This window comes from Providencia sp. (assembly GCF_040396775.1).
Classification (GTDB): Bacteria; Pseudomonadota; Gammaproteobacteria; order Enterobacterales; family Enterobacteriaceae; genus Providencia.
Map to the genome: position 1 here is coordinate 78065 of NZ_JBEBNT010000015.1, position 20282 is coordinate 98346.

General features: G+C 43.3%; 10 protein-coding genes. 7 read left to right on the forward strand and 3 right to left on the reverse strand.

Annotation, left to right across the window (positions count from 1 at the left end; translation table 11 throughout):
* Positions 1–29: 29 nt before the first annotated feature.
* From ABWP91_RS15140 to ABWP91_RS15165, 6 genes are all read left to right on the forward strand, one after another.
* Positions 30–2450, forward strand: a complete 2421-nt coding sequence (locus ABWP91_RS15140) for a DMSO/selenate family reductase complex A subunit (protein ID WP_353243947.1) — start codon at positions 30–32, stop codon at positions 2448–2450.
* Positions 2447–3088: a DMSO/selenate family reductase complex B subunit gene (locus ABWP91_RS15145; protein WP_353243948.1), complete on the forward strand. Its 642-nt coding sequence runs from the start codon at positions 2447–2449 to the stop codon at positions 3086–3088. Before ABWP91_RS15140 ends, ABWP91_RS15145 begins: the two co-directional genes overlap by 4 nt.
* Positions 3085–3984, forward strand: a complete 900-nt coding sequence (locus ABWP91_RS15150) for a dimethyl sulfoxide reductase anchor subunit family protein (RefSeq protein WP_353243949.1) — start codon at positions 3085–3087, stop codon at positions 3982–3984. Before ABWP91_RS15145 ends, ABWP91_RS15150 begins: the two co-directional genes overlap by 4 nt.
* Positions 3985–4023: 39 nt before the next feature.
* Positions 4024–4590: a molecular chaperone TorD family protein gene (locus tag ABWP91_RS15155; RefSeq protein WP_353243950.1), complete on the forward strand. Its 567-nt coding sequence runs from the start codon at positions 4024–4026 to the stop codon at positions 4588–4590.
* Positions 4591–4813: 223 nt separating this feature from the next.
* Positions 4814–5236, forward strand: a complete 423-nt coding sequence (locus ABWP91_RS15160; RefSeq protein WP_206086291.1) for a DoxX family protein — start codon at positions 4814–4816, stop codon at positions 5234–5236.
* 301 nt (positions 5237–5537) lie between these two features.
* Positions 5538–6368 (forward strand): hypothetical protein, encoded by an 831-nt coding sequence (locus tag ABWP91_RS15165; protein ID WP_353243951.1) that lies wholly within the window; start codon positions 5538–5540, stop codon positions 6366–6368.
* 62 nt (positions 6369–6430) lie between these two features.
* Here ABWP91_RS15165 and ABWP91_RS15170 read toward each other — a convergent pair whose 3' ends face one another.
* A complete protein-coding gene (locus tag ABWP91_RS15170; protein WP_353243952.1) occupies positions 6431–7657 on the reverse strand; it encodes an RtcB family protein in 1227 nt (408 codons plus the stop codon).
* Between the two features lie 2 nt (positions 7658–7659).
* Positions 7660–8715: a slipin family protein gene (locus tag ABWP91_RS15175; protein ID WP_502935818.1), complete on the reverse strand. Its 1056-nt coding sequence runs from the start codon at positions 8713–8715 to the stop codon at positions 7660–7662.
* Between the two features lie 979 nt (positions 8716–9694).
* On the opposite strand from ABWP91_RS15175, the gene rtcR reads away from it, so the two are divergent.
* Positions 9695–11272: an RNA repair transcriptional activator RtcR gene (gene rtcR, locus ABWP91_RS15180; RefSeq protein WP_353243953.1), complete on the forward strand. Its 1578-nt coding sequence runs from the start codon at positions 9695–9697 to the stop codon at positions 11270–11272.
* Positions 11273–11316: 44 nt separating this feature from the next.
* On the opposite strand, the gene ABWP91_RS15185 is transcribed toward rtcR, so the two are convergent.
* A complete protein-coding gene (locus ABWP91_RS15185; protein ID WP_353243957.1) occupies positions 11317–20229 on the reverse strand; it encodes an invasin domain 3-containing protein in 8913 nt (2970 codons plus the stop codon).
* Positions 20230–20282: the final 53 nt, after the last annotated feature.

Genomic DNA, 20282 nt, shown 5'->3' on the forward strand with positions numbered 1-20282 from the left:
ACCTAATGTATGCCTGAGGTAGAGTTATCATGGAAAATTACAACAGTCAGAATGATGAGCAAGTCGGCCTGATTGAACCTTTAACCCGTCGTCGGTTTATTCAAGGCAGCTCTGCACTCATGGCTGTCCCATTTTTAGCCGCAAATACGGTCGCTTCAACACCAGAAAACCCAGATATCATCCCGACAAAAACCATTAATAATGAGGGTGAACGTGTCGTTTCCACTTGCAGTAGTTTTGACTGCGGGGGGAAATGTGATATTCGAGCGCATGTCAAAGAAGGTGTGGTCACACGAATTAGCACTCGACCTGATGCCAGTCTCGATGAAGAGATGCCAATCATGCGTGCGTGTGTGCGTGGTCGTAGCTATCGGAAATTTGTGTACCACCCGAATCGCTTGAAATACCCAATGAAACGTGTGGGTAAACGCGGAGAAGGGCGCTTTGAGCGGATCAGTTGGGAAGAGGCCACTACGCTTATCGCAAGCAACATGCAACGCATCAATGAACAATACGGCCCAGCTTCGCGCTTTGTTAGCTTAAGTACGGGTGTCACTGGGGGGATTTTCTCTGGTGCGAATATGCTACGCCGTTTATTCAATATGACGGGGGGTTTTTTAGAGAATTACCACTCAGTCAGTAACGGCAACACGATGGCGGTGACGCCGTATACTTACGGCACTTCCGCAAGTGGCAGCACCTTGGATACGTTGGAAAATACCCCGCTGGTGATTTTATGGGGGCACAACCCCAATGAAACCATTTTTGGACATTCCAATCATTACTTCCAAAAAATGAAGAAAAACGGCACCAAGTTTATTGTTGTCGACCCACGCTATTCCGATACGGCGTCGTCGCTAGCTGATCAATGGATCCCAATTTTACCGACGACGGATAACGCCATGATGGATGCGATGATGTATGTGATCATCAGCGAAAATCGCCATGATCAAGCTTTTATCGACAAATATACCGTCGGGTTTGATGAACACCAAATGCCGGAAGGTGTGCCTGAAAACGAGTCACTCGTCGCGTATTTAATGGGTAAAAAAGATGGTGTGGTGAAAACTCCAGAATGGGCAGAACCGATAACCAAAGTCCCCGCAGATACAATTCGCCAGTTAGCACGTGAATATGCCAGCACGAAACCCGCTGCACTAATGCAAGGTTGGGGACCTCAACGCCATATTTGTGGGGAGCGCTCAGCGCGTGGCGCAACGTTGCTAGCGACTATCACAGGTAATGTGGGTGTGAAAGGCGGCTGGGCTGCGGGTTATGGTGTTGCGGTCACGCCTGATTTACGTAAAACCCTCGCGGGGCCAAGCCTATTTGAAAATCCCGTTAAGGCAAAAATCAACATCACCAATTGGGTTCAAGCCTGTGAGGATAAAAAACTTGTTACGCCAAACAATGGCCTGAAAAATGCCGAAAAACTCGATACCGAGATCAAAATGATTTTCTCGTTAGCGGGTAATTATATGACCAACCAAAACCCCGATATTTTGCATGCCGCTAAAGTTTTGGAGGATGAAAGCAAGGTGGAGTTTATCGTATACAGCGATTTGTATATGACACCGAGCGCCAAATATGCCGACATTTTACTACCTGAAACCAGTTTTTTAGAGCGCTGGAATGTAGGGGGAACTTGGGGAACGGGTAACTATATTATTTTATCTGAAAAAGTGATTGAGCCTGAATTTGAACGCCGCAGTGATTATGAGTGGTTGTGTGAAGTGGCTGAAAAACTGGGGGTTGGCGAGAAGTTTAGTGAAGGTCGTACGGAAAAACAGTGGATTGAACATCTTGTTAATGATGCCCACCAAAAACGCCCTGAGGATGGTATTCCTACCTTTGATGAACTGTTGGTTAAACGCCGCCATTTGTTGAAACACAAGCCGCATACAGGGCATGTGGCTTTCGAAAAAAACATTAATGATATTGAAAACCACCCGTTTGAGACACCGTCAGGGAAGATTGAGATTTTTTCGAAGCGCCTGTATGAGCGTAATGATGTTGATATTCCTGCGTTATCTCATTATGTCCCCGCGATTGAAGGGCCTGAAGACGACTTAACGACACGTTTTCCGTTGCAGCTCATTACGTGGAAAGGCCGTAACCGCGCCAACTCAACACAATTTGCTAACCCATGGTTGCAAGAAGTCCAGCGCCAAGAACTGTGGATCAACCCCACTGATGCTAAGCGTCGTAATATTAGCGAAGGTGACTCTGTCAAAGTGAATAATGACCGTGGTGTCACACAAGTGCCTGTGAAAATCACTCAGCGCATCATGCCAGGAGTAGTCGCACTGCAAGCTGGTGCATGGTGGCAGCCTGATGAAAACGGTATCGACCAAGGTGGATGTGCGAACGTATTAACATCCGCACGTAGTACAGCAATGGCACACGGAAATGCCCATCAAACATTATTGGTGGAGGTAACAAAAGCATGAGTAAATTCCACGTTTACCCCGCAGTGAGTGACAAACAACTCGGGTTTTATATTGATTCGGCGCGCTGTTCTGGCTGTAAAGCGTGTCAGGTGTCCTGTAAAGATAAAAACAACCTCGACGTCGGGCGCAAATACCGCCGTGTATACGAAGTCACAGGCGGCGAGTTTATCGAAAACGGCACAGGGGGGCTGGTGAATAATGTCTTTGCCTATACGTTATCCATTTCATGCAACCACTGTGCCGACCCTATGTGTGTCAAGAATTGCCCAACCACAGCGATGCATAAGCGCGAAGGGGACGGCATTGTGATGGTTAATACCGACAAATGTGTTGGATGCGGAACTTGTGCATGGTCTTGTCCATATGGTGCGCCACAAATGAATCCTGAAACACAGCAAATGTCGAAATGCGATTTTTGTATTGACCTGCAACTTAAAGGTGAGCAGCCCGTTTGTGTGGCAACTTGCCCGCTAGGTGCGATTCAGTTTGGTCCAATCGACGAGCTCAGAAAACGTTATGGTGAATTGGCAGATGTGCGAGGGCTACCAGATTCGGCGATCACACACCCGAACCTTGTCATTCATCCACACCAAGGTTCTGGTCGCCAATCTCAAGACACTCAAGGAGAAGCCAAATGAACGAATGGCCATTATTGTTATTCACCTTTTTGATGCAGCTATCTATTGGGTTAAGCATCATGTTGGGAATTTCTGCAAAGAAATTGTCTTCTGTATTTGCGGGGAAAGTTAATTCGCAATTTTTTCTATGGTATCTGTTTGTAGCCTGTGTTTTCGCAGGCGTAGGATTATTATCATCAATTACCCATTTAGGTGTGCCACTTAATGCGCCTAATTCGTTGTTAAATCTCTTTTCTTCTTGGTTAAGCCGAGAAGTGGTATTGACTGCTACCTACTTTACATTTTTAGGGCTCACTTTTTTATGGCTTTGGTTTAAAAAAGAATTGTCTTATCTGCTGCTGGGTATGGCGATTATTGCAGGGCTGTGCGATGTGTATGCCATGGCGTCAATCTATCGTTATACCTCAATGTTAACGTGGATGAATGATAATACTTATCTGATGTTTTATGGCACGATGCTAACGGCTGGTGCGGCGGGTTATTATTTATTAATCAGTGTATTACTGCGTTTTAAAGCAGGGAGTTCGGGGATACAAATTCCGACTCGTGGGTTATGGGTATTATGGGCGGTTATTGGTGTTAGCTTATTTATTCGCTTAGTTTATCAACCTGCTTATGAAAGCTACCTTATTCACACCAGTTATAACAACGAGTCGATAACCTTTCCTATTGACTCCATTCACGCTTATCAAGCCATTTGGTCATTGCGTATGACCAGTTGGGTGGTGGGGATGTTAGCCGTGATAGTGCTCGGGTTTGGCATATTCCGCCGCATGCGTACAGCGTCAAGTGAGGTATTAACCTCAAGTGGTCAGGGGTATTTAGTGTTGGGGTGTGGCTGTGCGATTGTGGCTGAGTTTATGCTGCGTTATTGCTTTTACTCTATTCATATTTAAGGCAATTGTGATTAATTTTTTAGGAAGTTATCCGTCATTATGATCCATTTTTCACATTATGCAGCGGCCTTTAATATTTTGGGGACTTGTTATCTGTTTTCGCCCAATGATGATGCAAGTCACTATGCATTAAGCTTTTTTAAATTGGATGACTTTGCTACTCAGTGGCCTTGCAAAATAAGCCCTCAATTGAGTAATCGAATCACGCAGTCTTTAAAGATTGAACGACAAAAGTTACATGAGCAATGGGCTGATTTGTTTGTAGGCCCCAATACATTACCGGCTCCGCCTTGGGGCTCGGTATATCTCGACCCTGAGGGGGTATTGCAAGGTTCATCAACACAAGCGTTGAGCGCGTTTTTACAGCGTGAGCGGTTAAAAGTACAAACACACTACCCTGAACCTTCAGACCATGTTGGTTTAATGTTATTTCAGGCAGCAGTATTAGCGTCAGAGGTCAGAGAAAGTGCATTAAAAGAATTACTGGTTGAACACTTGGAAAGTTGGTTGCCACAATTTTCTCATCAACTAAATAGAACAACGTCAAATTCGTTTTATACGTCATTAACGGAGTTAGCACTGGTAACGGTAAAATCATGTAGCTAATCGTTTATTGATAGTGTTTTTCATTCAGTATATTTGATTATTAAATGGTTAATTAAACGTAATATTTGAATGAGGAAATAGTTAACAATTTATAATTAAATGAAAATTGATTTAGTTATAAGAAATGCAAATTAAAATGATTCCCACTTTAATTTTCTGAGCCATAATACATTTTTACGTCATACTACTTAATGATCGGTATTTAAAGCGAAGGGGGTATAAAGTGGTCAATCTATTTAATCGGCTGTTGTCCCATGAAGATGCGGGAAAATTACTGTTACGTCTTTCTGTGGGCGGTTTGATGTTGTTCCACGGTATGAGCAAATTAATGACAGGTGCCAGCGGTATCAAGGCGCTACTGGCTTCTTATGGCCTACCTGAATTTATTGCTTACGGGACTATTTTAGGTGAAGTCGTTGCCCCTATCTTTATTATTTTAGGGATTTTAACTCGCCCATCAGCATTGTTAGTGGCGTTTACCATGGTGGTTGCATGGTTAATGATTGGTTTAGATAAAACCTTTGTTCTGGATAAAACAGGGGCATGGGCAATTGAAAGTATCGTGTATTTCTTCTTAAGTGCCATTGCGTTAGCATTTATGGGCTCAGGACGGTTTTCAGTGATGCGCAATGCATGCTGGCGATAAATAAATTTTAGTTAAGAGTTTCGACATTGCTTTGAGAAAAGACCATCAAAATTTTCTGATGGTCTTATTTTTTTGGAAATTAATTTACTCAATATATTTGCGAAGCGGCTCGTGGTAATTAAATCCTTGTATTGATCATTGAAAAAATAGATTTAGTATCACTATGGGGCATTGGTGTAAGGTCGCACATCTATCTTTATGGATAGGAGGTCCATGGTTCGAATCCTGGATGCCAAAACTGTTTAATATATTGAAACGGTTTTGGCATCAGGATTTTATAGAGTTGATAAGGGAGGGTACATTGACAGAAATAAAAAGCAGAGTAGATACCCTTTATGCTTGTGACCCATCATCATATATAGATAAAATACGAGAATATCACCGACAAAACTTCGAGCAGGTTGGTAGTGGATTGCGTCATTTAGAGGGGCAGCTAAGAAAAACTATCGCATCTTCAGCGTATCAGAATATACAAGATGATGTTTTAACATTTACCCGTTTGTATTCAATGTTATTATCCGTATGGTGTGAAGCTAGATTACATGTGCTTATTTATGAAGACAGTGTCTTTACAGAACGTGAACGCAGCATTATATACAACGAAAATAGCTTAGAACAACGATGGCTAACCGCTCTTGCAATAGCGGTTAAAAAGAATGGAAATATTCCGTTTGAAGATGATGCTAATGAAGATAGCTTAGGAATTATTGTTTTTACGATATATGGGCGAATAAAAGCATGGATTAGTGGGCACCTAGCTCCTGTCATTAGAAATCGAAATAAAGTCGCTCATGGTCAATGGTTAAACCCTTTTCAGAATATGCAAAATATGTGGATAAATTCAACTTCATTTACTATCTGCCCTCAATCAGTTCAAGACTTTAGAAAAGATAGTATTCTTTTGACTAATGAAAAAATAAAATTACTTAACATCATTTGTGGTGCAATTAATAGCATAGCTATTGGCAGTGAAAATAAAAAATATAATGTACAAAGCTTTGATGATATTAATCGCCTCGTAAATAAGCAAATAGATAAAATAGAACATATTGATTATTTGGCGTTTGTAAAAAGAACGCAAAAATCTTACAGAGCGCAATTTGATAAACCTATTTCTAATTTTACTCGTTAATTTATAGGATATAGGCCTTATCTTGTAATATATAGCCTATATCCTAATACTTAAGCCTAACTCTAACCTTTCACACACACCACTTGGCGTAGAGTATGCACGATTTCAACTAATGATGATTGTGCTGCCATTACGGCATCGATGTCTTTGTATGCCATCGGAATTTCATCAATCACATCGCTATCTTTTCGGCACTCAACGTGCGCGGTTGCCATTTTTTGGTCACTCACGGAGAAACGTTTTTTGGCTTCCGTTCGGCTCATCACACGGCCTGCGCCATGGCTGCAAGAGCAAAAACTTTCTTCATCACCCAATCCGCGCACAATAAAGCTTTTTGCCCCCATCGACCCTGGGATGATCCCCATTTGGCCTTTTCGAGCAGACACAGCGCCTTTTCGTGTTACCAAAACTTCTTCACCAAAATGTTGCTCTTTTTGCACATAGTTATGGTGGCAATTTACCGCTTCTTGTTGCGTGGTAAACGGCTTTGGAATTTCACGTGAAAGCGCTTCCAACACACGGTGCATCATCACTTCGCGGTTATGACGGGCGAAATCCTGTGCCCAACCCACAGCTTCCATATAGTCATTAAAATGCACGCTGCCTTCTTCAAAGTAGGCTAAGTCCCTATCTGGCAGGTTGGCGATATGTTGCTGCATATCTTTTTGTGCCAATGAAATGAATAGGTTACCTATCGCATTTCCCACACCACGTGACCCGCTATGCAACATCACCCAAACGCGGTTTTGCTCATCCAAGCACAGCTCAATAAAGTGATTCCCTGTTCCCAACGTTCCTAAGTGGTTGTAATGGTTAGTTCCACGTAGTTTCGGGTATTTATCGCAAATACGTTTAAAATCTTCATCTAAATGCGCCCAATGGGTATCGACGATATCCGGTGTACGGTGCCATGCGCCTTTATCACGTCCATGTCGATGTGTTGTTCGGCCATGGGGTACAGCGGCTTCGATAGCAAAACGAATATTCTGCAAGCTATCTGGCAAATCAGACGCGGTTAGGGAAGTACGTACCGCAATCATCCCGCAACCAATATCAACCCCTACCGCAGCAGGGATAATCGCCCCTTTGGTTGGGATCACGCTCCCAATGGTTGACCCTTTTCCCACGTGCACATCTGGCATTACGGCTAAGTGTTTAAAAATAAATGGCATCTTGGCGGTATTTTGCAATTGCGTTACCGCTTTTGGGTCAACGGGCACTCCATTGGTCCACATTTTTACCGGTACGCCAGTTTCTTGAATTAATTGATTAAAGTTATTATTACTCATTGTTATTCCTTAATTTTTACCAATCCGTTTAATACTTGGTCTAATCCACCGTAAACGGAAATTTGGTCGATTCGATGTGCGATGCTTTCTAAGGTTTCAAGCTCTTTTAAGCGCAGCGCGACAGGGTTGTTTTCCATCACTTTGGCGGTATTTAACAGCGAACGCGTGGCGGCCGTTTCTTCGCGGCGGCGGATCACATTAGCTTGTGCTGATTTTTCAGCTTCAACCACCTGGGACAAAATAGTGCGCATTTCACCCGGTAAAATAATGTCTTTCACACCAATGCTATCGACCTCTAAGCCAAACTCCGCAATACTTTGCACCACTTGTGTTAGCATTATTTCATCGATTAACTGCTTGTTTTCTAAGAGTTCATCCAGTGTGCGAGTGCCCACGATTTCTCTTAATGAAAACTGTAATTCACGGTATAAATGCTCCACTGGCTGACTCAATTGAGAAAATGCATGTAGCACATCGGCATAGCGCCAGTTAGCCGACAAATTAATACGCAACGTCACTTTATCTTTGGTTAAGATTTCTTGCCCGCTAACTTCCAGTGACTGTAAACGCGTATCAATGATGTCAATTTCTGGGGTATGTTCTACACGCCAGTAACCGTGGGTACCTGCTTCAAGTAATCCCGTGATTTCACCGTCAATTTTTAATACGCCAATATGCCAAGCCGGTATTTGAGCCACAAGGCAAAGCTCGCTGCCTTTGATGCGTTTTTTTGCAGCTAAGCGCTGAGTTAACGCTTCTGGTAACACTAAATGGCCCACTTTTTGTTTTTCGACACGCAGTGTATTGCCTGATTTCCAGTACAAGCGACGTGTTGCGGGCGATAAGATCTCAACCAAGTTATTGTGTGAATATAAAAAACCAATCTCATCATCAGATAAATCAATATCGACACCATAGGAGGCTACCCAATTTGGGTGATATTGGCGAATTTGCTCAGCAAGTACTGCGTCAATTGGGTTATCAATGGATTGCGAGCAAACATCGATGATTTGAATCTCAGGCTTCTGCTTAACTGACCAAAAACCGTAATTACCCATTTCTAACAGGCTTTTTATTTCACCATCCACTTTAAGCAGGCCAATTTGCCCCGCAAAGATTTGCGCCATCACACATAACTCACGGCCTTTAACCCCTTTTTTATGCACTAAATGTTCGGTTAACTCGTTTGTCATCGCTAATTGAGTCACGTTATGTTTTTCGATACGTAAATCATCGTTGGTTTTCCAGTATAAACGGCGTGTTTGTGGCGCGATAATTTCAACCAAATGGTGATGTAAGTATAAAAAAGCGACTTCATCATCAGATAAATTAATGTCAACACAATACTCACTCACCCAATCCATATGGAATTGGCGCAAATGGTTTGCCAGCTTTTCTTCAATTGGTTCATTGTTTAAGGTGAAAAATGAAACCGTCAGTTTATTAAACCAATCTTGTACGCGGTGCTCGCCTGCCACTAACAGTTGTTTGAAATCACCATTTTTTGAGGTTAGTGCAATAAGTCCTTGAGCTACATTTATTTTTTTCATTATTTTTCCTTTTATTTATGAGTCTGACGCTGAAGAACAAAACGAAGTCATGAGGGGAAAGAAAGAGCGCCGAATTGGCTGTCTAAATTTCTGCTCATCACTCGGTAAGGCTCTCGAGTGCCAGCTTTTAGCTAAACTTCAGCTAGGTTTTATTTACGTTTGGAATCGTATTTTTAAGTTCAGGAGTCGAACCTGATAGCTAGGCTATTACCAAGGTATCTTACCGACGGCGGCATACAGACCATGTAGTGACAATAGCCACCATGTCTGCACCGGTTGAACGCGAAGTTCAGACATTTTCCGGCAGTGGATGAATATATAATTGCCAGAAGCGTGCCAACTTTTTAAAAAAAGTGATAAATTTTTTTATCTTAATGAAAAATAACAATTAATTATTTTTGAGCTAAAGGTGGCTTACAATGAGCGAGAAAATGAATTAGTCTATTTATTATCTTTTTATATCGTATTTTATAAATTTATATAAATCATGAGTGAAAAACGCAAGGTTGTGATCGGTGTGCTTGGTACGGTATTGGACAGGCGGGGCAAAAAAGCCAATCGCTGGACCAAATGGCGCCCAACGGTTGGGCTATGCCAACAGCCGAATATCAATATTGGCCGCTTTGAATTAATTCATCAGGTCAATGACTACTCGATGGCACACCGCGTCAAAGAGGATATTGAGCAAGCGTCACCACAAACGGAAGTTGTTTTGCATGAGGTGGATATTGCAGACCCGTGGGATTTCGAGGAAGTGTATACCTCGCTACTGGATTTTTCTGCGAGCTACCCCTTTGATACGGACAACGAAGAGTACCTTGTGCACATCACCACAGGGACGCACGTAGTGCAAATTTGTTGGTTTTTATTAACCGAAGCACACTATTTGCCCGCTAAACTTATTCAAACGTCACCCAGTGAGAAAGGTAGGGAAAAAGACCCGATTGGTATTCACACGGTGATTGACCTCGATTTAAGTCGCTACACCCATATCACCAGCCGTTTCCAGAAAGAGCAACAGCAGCAAGTCTCGTTTTTAAAATCGGGTATCGCCACACGCAACAGCGCGTTTAATACCATGATTGAGCAAATTGAACGGGTGGCGTTACGCTCAAAAGCCCCGATTTTACTCAATGGCCCGACAGGGGCGGGAAAATCCTTCTTGGCTCGGCGAATTTATCAATTACGTGAAAGCCGCCATCAAGTCAAAGGGCGGTTTGTGGAAGTAAACTGCGCTACGTTACGCGGCGATAATGCCATGTCGACGTTGTTTGGCCATGTGAAAGGGGCATTTACGGGGGCGTTAAACTACCGAAAAGGGCTGTTAAAAGAAGCGGATGGCGGCATTTTATTTCTCGATGAAATTGCCGAACTTGGCCTTGATGAGCAAGCGATGCTGCTTAAAGCCATCGAAGAAAAACGTTTTTTCCCTTATGGTGCGGATGACGAAATTCACAGTGATTTTCAATTAATTGCGGGAACGCATCGCAACTTGGCGCAACAAGTGGAAGAGGGCAAATTTCGTGAGGATTTATTCGCCCGCATCAATATGTGGACATTTGCCTTACCCGGCTTGCGTGATCGCCGTGAAGATATCGAACCAAATATCGATTATGAACTCGTGAAATTCAGCCAAGATGCGCAAAACCAAATCCGTTTTGATAGTGAAGCGCGCAATGTGTATGTGAAATTTGCGTGCTCTGAACAAGCACTCTGGCGCGGTAACTTCCGTGAATTGGGCGCATCGATTAGCCGAATGGCGACCTTTGCGGAAAAAGGGCGAATAACCAAGCCGATAGCTGAAGAGGAAATTGGGCGTTTGCAATCCCAATGGCAAGTCAAATCAAGCAGTTCATTACCTAAACAGGTGGGTGAAATTGATTTATTCGACCAACAGCAATTAGCTACCGTACTGGATGTATGCCGCCGTTCTTCATCCCTTTCAGAGGCGGGGCGAGCGTTATTTGCGGTCTCTCGGCAACAGAAAAAACAACCCAATGATGCGGATAGGTTACGAAAATATTTGGCGAAATTTGGCTTGGATTGGGATGGGGTGAAAAACTAGCCTTATCGATAAAGGAAAAAGCCCCCGAAGGGGCTTTTGTGTGTTTAGTTCAAATCATTGACACATAAAATATCAAGCTCGGCATAATCTCTAAGTTGGCTACTGCTCAAGGTGACGTGCTCCAGAGAAGATCGCTTGAAAAACGAATATAGTGTACTAGTGTGCTCATAATCGTCAGTCCAAAGGCTATATACTATACCTAATTTGTTTAGGGTAAATGTAGCCCCCCATTCTTGAAGAAGTTGTTCGCCAACTTTACGGTTAGAGATGGCCCCAGCTGCCGCCAAGTCATTGTATTTAACCAAACGATCACCACGGGCTGCGCAATTTCTTGCTGCGATTCTATTAAAATTATACGACTGGCCAGATCTGACATACCATTTTTTCAGGGTAAATCGATAATCAACAGTGCGTTTATAGCCAGTGTGTGGTTTTGGTACACCTTTAAATGTAGGGGTCATCGCGCTTGTAGTGGGTTTACGCTGCATGGTGACAACACCTTTATCATCAATAGAAAGCCAATCACTATCAACACTCCAGCTATAATCAGTCGGTTGCCCCACTGGAACCGTAATTCTAAATTGTGCCCCCTCAAATCCCGTATTAGGGAACCCGCTATCTATCGCAAAAACACTTTGGTCTCCTATTGTTTGAATTTCAGGGGTACCGTAGGTCACGATTGTAATTTCAGGGACTGAACCTGAGTAGTCGATGGAACTACTATCGATTGCCAGTTTTGATGTGCCCACTGTTGAGCTATTAAAGGTGCTGGTATATTCACCAGGTGATTTTTCATCCATCACTGAGTTTATATTTCCCATCGTCGCTGTGAGCTTTGGTTTTCTGCCTGAAATAGGGGTGCTATTTTTATCCATCAATTTTAAGGTTACTGTCGCTTTATCTTTGCCATTCCCTTCAACCGAATCGGTATCAACAGAGAACTCACTTTTCCCATTAGCGAACACAGGAGGAAGTGCTTTGATATTAATCTCTTTTTTCTCCGCTGTTTTGGCTGAGTTATTGATATTAACGGTTAAGGTATGTTTTCCTACAGTGTCAAACTTCACATCCGCTGTGTAGTTTCCATGCTTATCATCGCTCCAAACTAATGTAGGTAAAGTCTGTTTATCACTCAATAAAGTAATATCATTTGAGCTGATATCAATAACATCGACACCATACTTATCTTGTAATTTGAGAGTGACGTTAACGGTATCGCCAACCTCAGCGGTGTCTAACATGTCTATCCCTATGCTATCAACACTCTTTGCACCTTGAGGCGGTGCCAATTCGATATCGATAGGTTTAGCCAAACGATTAGCATTAACGACTACATCTAATTGGTGTTTACCGACTTTCCTCGATAGCCAATTTGCTTCGTATTGCCCCTGAGAACCTTCGGTCCAAGTGATGTTTTCTGCTTGGCCGTTATTCGTTAATTGAATATCTTGGCTTGCAACATAAATGACACCATTACCGAACTTATCTTTGAGTTGTAACGTTAGTGGCATATTTGCCCCTAATCTGGCAGCCTCTGACATATTTAGCTCAATTTTCGCGACATTTTTAGCGCCTTCTAGTGTCTTCACTTCAATCGCGATATTTTTTGACTGACTATTCACATCAACCGATAAAGTGTGTCGTTTCACTTTCTCTAATGTGACTTTAGCGGTATAAACATGATTGTGTGACGGATCTTTCACCCACGATGCTGTTGTGGTAATAGTGCTATCGGTATTTTTGAGCTGAATATCTTTAGGTGCAACATCTACCACTTCATTACCATAGCTATCGAGTAAGGTCAGGGTTAATGTTGTGCTTTCGCCCGCACTGATGGTGGTATTATCTGCGGTTAATTTAATCTCATTAACATTGCTAGCCCCTTTTAATGCCGTTACCGTGATATCTGTGGATTCGGTGATATTATTTACCGCCGCAGTTAATGTGTGTTTACCGACTTTGGTTAATGGTAAGGCGGTTTTATACACTCCGGCAGATATCATCTGCCAAGCAATATTACTGCTAGCAATAGTTTCAGTGGTGTGGCTATCTTTTAGTGCAATATCAGCACCATTGACGCCAATAACGAGGTTACCGTATTGATCTTTCAAGGTTAGCGTTAATTCTACGTCTTTACCTGCATCTAGTGATGCGATATTGCTGACTAATTGCGCTTTAGCCACCTTCGCTTGACCACTCGGGGCGGTCACCTCGATGGTTTGAATACGGCTTGGTTGGTTATTTACCGTGGCTTTAAATTGGTGATTACCTACCGTGTCTAACCGCAGTTTGGTGGTATATAGGCCATCTTGTGGATTCGCCCATGTAACCGTTGTGGGTTTCCCATTGTTGGTGAGCTGAATAGCATTTGTATCGACGTCAATAACACTATTATTAACCTTATCCGTTAAGGCTAACGTCAATAGCACGTCGTGACCCGCCTCAATGGTATCTTCATTGGTTTCAAGTGTGGTTTTATGGACATGATTTGCACCTTTAGCAGGGTCAACGTTTAGCTCCAGTTTATCGCTGAGTGCTTTATCTGCCACCACTTGAATTGGCTGCTTGCGTAGCTTGTTCATTGTGAGTTCTTGAGTGTACAGCCCCCCGCTAAGTTCTTTCCATGCAGAGGCAGACTGTAAATTAGTCAACAATTTCAATGAACTTGCTGCGCCAGTCAGTTTGTTATCGAACTTATCTTTTAACCCAACCGTTAGCGTAACGTTATCACCTGAATTTGCAGTGTTATTTTTCGCGCTGTGGGTAATCGAAATCGTCTCTAATGAACCTCTTAACCCATTTTTATCGTAAGAGGTGATAGAGATTTCTTTCGGTGAATTAACATTCCAATCGACAGTTTCTGATTGCCCGTTGGCTTCCACCATTATCTGATAGCGGCCTGCTTTAGATGCTGGTAGTTGAGCGATATATTTATTCAATACATTTTTTTCCATAAATACAATGTCTTGCTTTTGCCCATTTATTGTCACGGTGATATCGCCACTGCTGACATTTTTGACCGGGTTTTTATACTGGTCAGTTAAGCCAACGGATAGTGATGATGGCTGCCCTGCATCACTGTTGGCGACAGGTGTCATGGTGATTGTCTTCACGGCATCTTTACCCACGGGTGAATTGACCGTGACACTTGCAGTATCAGTAAACTGACCAATACTCGCCGTCAGATTATGTGTTTTAACATCACTGAGCAGGATATTAGTGCTGTAGAGACCTAAGCCATGGTTATCTTCATCCCAGACAGTGGATATTTTATGGTTACCATCAGTCAGTGTGATCGTATTATTAAGGTGAATGACTGGATTGTTATCCGCATCAGTCACTTTTAAAGATAACGTGACTTTACTGCCCGCTGTAATGGCGCTTAAGTTTGTTGTTAACAGAACCTTATTGATATGGCTTTGGTTGGTTGATGGCAGCGCGTCAATCAATATATTATGGCTTTGTATTTGGTTAACCGTTGCTCTTAGCGAGTGGATCCCTGCGATAGAGACTACTGTTGGTGCAGTATAGATGCCATTCCCTTTTGATATCCAACTTAAACCTGTGAGGTTTTTCTTAATATGCGCATCATTAATGATGATATCTTTAGCGGTGATCCCTTCAACACCATTATTCCATTGGTCTGTTAATGTCAGCGTCAGTTCTGTTTGACTTCCTACTGTCAGTTGGTTTGTGCTGGCTTTGAGCTCAACGGTTTTTACCTGTGTTGGGTCTGTTAGTGCGCTGACATTGACTGTAAGTGATGCGTTTGCTTTGTTATTCACTTGACTGACAAAGGTGTTTTTCCCTTGTTTGTGTAATGGGAGCGTAGTTGTGTAAATACCTGCGCCTTTCTCTAGCCACGTCAATTTAGTCACAAGCACATGGTTATGATCTAATTGAATGTCTGAGGTTTGTACCTTTTCAACACCGTTGCCATAGCTATCGGTCAAGGTTAATTGTAATTCGACAGAATCACCTACCTTAAACGTCTTGTTAGCCGCTTTTAATTCCACCTTGTTCACAGCGGATTCACCCTGAGGAGCTTTCACATCAATATCCTGTGATTGGCTAATGGTATTAACCGTAACCTTTAAGGTATCGGTGCCTAACTTACTTAATAATAAGTTAGCGGTATAAGTGCCATCCCCATTGTCCTTCCAAGTTACTGCGCCTGATTGTTGATGAGTAATCGCGATACTGTTGCTATCGATACCTCTCAGTGGGTTATTAAAGCTATCTTTTAACATTACCGTTAATATCAGGTGGCTGCCTGCTTGTAGATTGCCTGACGGTACGGTACTAAACTGCACGTTAGCAACCACGCCACGTTGGCCTGGAGTTCCACTCCCGTCACTATTTTCGGCAACGATAGTACTTGGGTTCGACACTATCCATGTTTTAGGCGTTGAATTGATGTTATTCGCCGTAACAACAATATCATAGGAGCCACTTTGCTTAGCGGGCAGTGTAAGAATGTAGTGACCATTATCGAGTGGTGCGACAGCAATTGTCGATGAATGTGTCTTATCGATTTGAACGGTAACCTCTTTAATACCTGTGACGGCGTGATGATTTAAATCTGTCAATGCGACAACTAATGTACTGTCCATGCCTGCAATTGCAGTAGGGGTCAATACTATCTCAACGTTCTTGACCTTACTGATGTCGTCAGTTTTTATCACCTCGAAATCAATGGGTTGGCTGTTGATTTTATTAACCGTGGCTGTTAGTGCATCTTTGCCAAGTATTTTTAAGTCTACATTCGCGGTATAGGTGCCATCTGTGTTATCAACCCAAGTCACATTAGCACCTGTTTGGTGATGCGCTAATGTGATATTTTTCACGTCAATGCCATTCAGCGCGTTATCAAACGCATCTTTTAAGGTCAGTGTCAGTTTTACTGACTCACCGGATTTGAAGCTTGATGCGGTCGTTGTTAGTTCAACGGTATTTACAACGCCCGCGTTACTTTGAACGCCAGAGCCATCTGCATGAATTGCTTTAAGGGTCGTCGCCGCGCTAACAATCCACGTTTCTTTCGCTTCCTGTTTATTCATGGCCACTTTAACCAGATAGCTTCCTGCTTTTTGTGCTGGTAGGGGGGCGGTATACGTGCCCTTATCCGTTTTAGATTCAACAAAGGTTAAGTTGAGTGATTTGTCATTGAGAGTGACTTTAATGTCATCCGCAATTTGTGTGACACCATGACTATTTGCATCAATGGCTTTTACGGTAATAGTTTGCGCTGAACCTGCCGATGAGGATGTGATAGGCTCAAGGGTCAGTTGGTGAACTTGTGCAACTTGATGCGGGCTGGCTACGTCAATATTGATAGGCAAGCTCTCTTTGCTATTCACCGTAGTTTTCAGCGTATTACGACCCAATTCGTTTAATGGCAATGTGGTGGTGTAGCTGCCGTTATTTTGGTCAATCCATGTCACGGTAGCGGCTCGCTGGTTGTGTTGTAGCACAATGCTGGCACTGTCGACGCCTTTTAGTGGGTTATTAAAGCTATCTTTTAACGCCACCGTCAACTGTACGGTGTCACCGGATGCTAACTTGGTGTTTGGGATTGCCTGAAGAGTAACCTGACTCACCACACCACGTTGGTCTGCTGTGCCACCACCATTTGCGGCCGCAGTCACGGTGTCAGGTTGTGCTACCGTCAGTGTTTTTGCCGTAGATGATTGTTTATTAGCGCTAATCACCACGTCATAAGACCCGCTTTGTTGCCCCGGTAATTTCCCGCTGTAACGGCCATCTGCTTGCTGAGTCACTACGATGTTTGGCAGTTTTTGCTTATCGAGGGTGACATCAAGGTTTTGGATACCATTAACAGGGTTACCTTGAGCATCGTTCAAGACAACGGTAAAGGTACTTTGCGCACCTGCTGCTGCGTTGGTGATATCAACGATTTCAATATGATGGATCTGGCTATTTCCACTTGCTTTTTCCACGTTGATGTCAACTGATGTACTTTTGATCTGGTTAACGGTGGTGACTAAGCGGTCTGCACCCAATGTGGTAAGTGGTAAGTCAGTGGTATAGGTGCCGTTTTGGTTATCAACCCATGTCACATTGGTACCTGTTTGGTGATGCGCTAATGTGATATTTTTCACGTCAATGCCATTCAGCGCGTTATCAAACGCATCTTTTAAGGTCAGTGTCAGTTTTACTGACTCACCGGATTTGAAGCTTGATGCGGTCGTTGTTAGTTCAACGGTATTTACAACGCCCGCGTTACTTTGAACGCCAGAGCCATCTGCATGAATTGCTTTAAGGGTCGTCGCCGCGCTAACAATCCACGTTTCTTTCGCTTCCTGTTTATTCATGGCCACTTTAACCAGATAGCTTCCTGCTTTTTGTGCTGGTAGGGGGGCGGTATACGTGCCCTTATCCGTTTTAGATTCAGCAAAGGTTAAGTTGAGTGGCTTGTCATTAAGAGTGGCTTTAATGTCATCGGCAACTTGTGTTACACCATGACTATTCGTATCAGCGACTTTTACGGTAATAGTTTGCGCTGAACCTGTCGATGAGGATGAAATAGGCTCAAGGGTCAGTTGGTGAACTTGTGCAACGTGATGTGGGCTGGCCACGTCAATATTGATAGGCAAGCTCTCTTTGCGATTCACCGTAGTTTTCAGCGTATTACGGCCCAATCCGTTTAATGGCAATGTGGTGGTGTAGCTGCCGTTATTTTGGTCAATCCATGTCATGGTAGCGGCTTGTTGGTTGTGTTGTAGCACAATGCTGGCACTGTCGACGCCTTTCAATGGGTTATTAAAGCTGTCTTTTAACGCCACCGTCAACTGTACGGTGTCACCGGATGTTAGCTTGGTGTTTGGGATTGCCTGAAGCGTAACCTGACTCACCACACCACGTTGGTCTGCTGTGCCACCACCATTTGCGGTTATGGTATCGGGTTGTGCCACCATCAGTGTTTTTGCCGTGGATGATTGTTTATTAGCGCTAATCACCACGTCATAAGACCCGCTTTGTTGCCCCGGTAATTTCCCGCTGTAACGGCCATCTGCTTGCTGAGTCACTACGATGTTTGGCAGTTTTTGCTTATCGAGGGTGACATCAAGGTTTTGGATACCATTAACAGGGTTACCTTGAGCATCGTTCAAGACAACGGTAAAGGTACTTTGCGCACCTGCTGCAGCGTTGGTGATATCACTGATATCGATTTTATGGATAGCGTTAGTCCCTAACTGTGATTTGACATCAATAATAATGGTTGGACTTTGTATCTTATTGGCGGTGATAAATAAGTGGTCTGGCCCCAATTGTGTTAGGACTAAGTTAGCCGTATAGGTGCCATCTTTCTGTGCTGTCCAAGTGACTTTACCTGTTTGCTTATGGGTGAGTGATTGTGTTAAATCGATACCCGTCAATGGATTACCAAAGGCATCTTCCAATGTCGCCGTTAGCGTTAACGCGTCGCCAGACTTTAAGTCTTTGGTTGGTGAAACGGCAAGTGTTGCATGGTTAATCACACCACGAGAGCCTGATTTACCACTGTTATTAATCGCAATAGGAACTGGAGCACTAACGGTTAAGGTTGATTCTGTGGATTTAACGCCACCCACCGCGACAATGACTTTATGGTCTCCTGATTTTTGGCCAGAAAGTGTGCCAATATAAGTTCCTTTGTTGGTTGTTTCAGCTATCTTAAGCAGCTCTTCTGCGCCATTGATAGAGACGACTGCGTTATTATTTACCCCTGTAATGGGTTGGTTATTGGCATCGGAAAGTATCAAGGTAATGGCACTAGTTTCACCTGCTGCGGGTTTTTCGATATTTTTGATATCAACTTTGTGAATTTGAGTCGTACCCGTGGCATTCCCAACATTAATATTAAGTGGAGACGTGGTTATTTGGTTCACTTTCACGGTTAAAGTGTCTTGACCAATCTTTGTGAGTGGCAAAATAGTGGTGTAGTCTCCGTTACGGAGGTCTACCCAATTAACGGAACTCACACTAGGTTGTTGATGCTTTAATTGAAGGCTAGCGCCGCTGATCCCTTCAAGGGGGTTACCAAAAGCATCTTTAAGCGCCACGGTTAATTGTAATGACTGGCCTGATTTTAGGTCGTTAATCGGTGATGAAACCAACGTCACGGTTTTAACGACACCGCGTTGATTTGCTGTGCCACTCCCATCTTTTTCTTTCGCAGTGATGGTTGCTGCGGTTTTAACGTCCCAAGGTTTCGATGCCGCTTTATTGTTAGCTGTCACTTCAACGGTATATTTACCCGTTTTTTGTGCTGGTAACGTTCCGGTATAAGTCCCTTTTTGAGTGAGTGACTCTGTTAAAATAATGGGTGCTGACTGGCCGTTGATATTCGCCGTTATCATCTTGTTAATCGTGGTAACGGGGTGCTGATACTTATCGGTAACCTTCACTGTGATAGTTTGGGCTTCGCCTGCTTCACTTGGGGTGATGGGTTCCAGTTCGATATTAGCAACTTTATTGATATCAGTCGTATTGCCTACTGTAATGGTGATCAATGGTGATTTATGGCCATTAATAGAGGCCACTAACTCACTAGTACCTGTTTGCATTAACAGCAAAGGTGTCGTGTAAGTGCCATCACCGTTATCTAACCATTTCAGCGAGTTCGCTTTATATCCATCCAGAATGATATTATTAGGGGCGATAGCCGTTAACGGGTTATTAAATGCATCAATAATTGTTACGGTGATACTTAGATTATCACCTGATTGCAGACGCGTGATATCACTTGTCGCCATGGTGATGTTATTGATAACGCCTCGTTCGCCACGATTACCCGTTCCGCTTGAGTTATTTGAACTAATTGGTGTTGGTTTTTTAACTTCTAAAGTATCTTGAGCGGAGCTTTTGCCATTCACCGTGGCCGTAATTTGATGATCGCCAGCTTGCAGAGCAGGCAGTTCGGCGGTGTAGCTGCCATCGGCGTTGGGTGTCACAGGCAAGGTGTGTGTGTTGCCATCAATGGTGACATCAATGCTTTGAATGTCTT

What these genes read in the sequence shown, in the direction of transcription:
- rtcR (WP_353243953.1), top strand. Translation starts at nt 9,695, where the DNA reads ATGAGTGAAAAACGCAAGGTTGTGATCGGTGTGCTTGGTACGGTATTG.
- ABWP91_RS15170 (WP_353243952.1), bottom strand. Translation starts at nt 7,657, where the DNA reads ATGAGTAATAATAACTTTAATCAATTAATTCAAGAAACTGGCGTACCG.
- ABWP91_RS15145 (WP_353243948.1), top strand. Translation starts at nt 2,447, where the DNA reads ATGAGTAAATTCCACGTTTACCCCGCAGTGAGTGACAAACAACTCGGG.
- ABWP91_RS15155 (WP_353243950.1), top strand. Translation starts at nt 4,024, where the DNA reads ATGATCCATTTTTCACATTATGCAGCGGCCTTTAATATTTTGGGGACT.
- ABWP91_RS15140 (WP_353243947.1), top strand. Translation starts at nt 30, where the DNA reads ATGGAAAATTACAACAGTCAGAATGATGAGCAAGTCGGCCTGATTGAA.
- ABWP91_RS15150 (WP_353243949.1), top strand. Translation starts at nt 3,085, where the DNA reads ATGAACGAATGGCCATTATTGTTATTCACCTTTTTGATGCAGCTATCT.
- ABWP91_RS15175 (WP_502935818.1), bottom strand. Translation starts at nt 8,715, where the DNA reads ATGGGTAATTACGGTTTTTGGTCAGTTAAGCAGAAGCCTGAGATTCAA.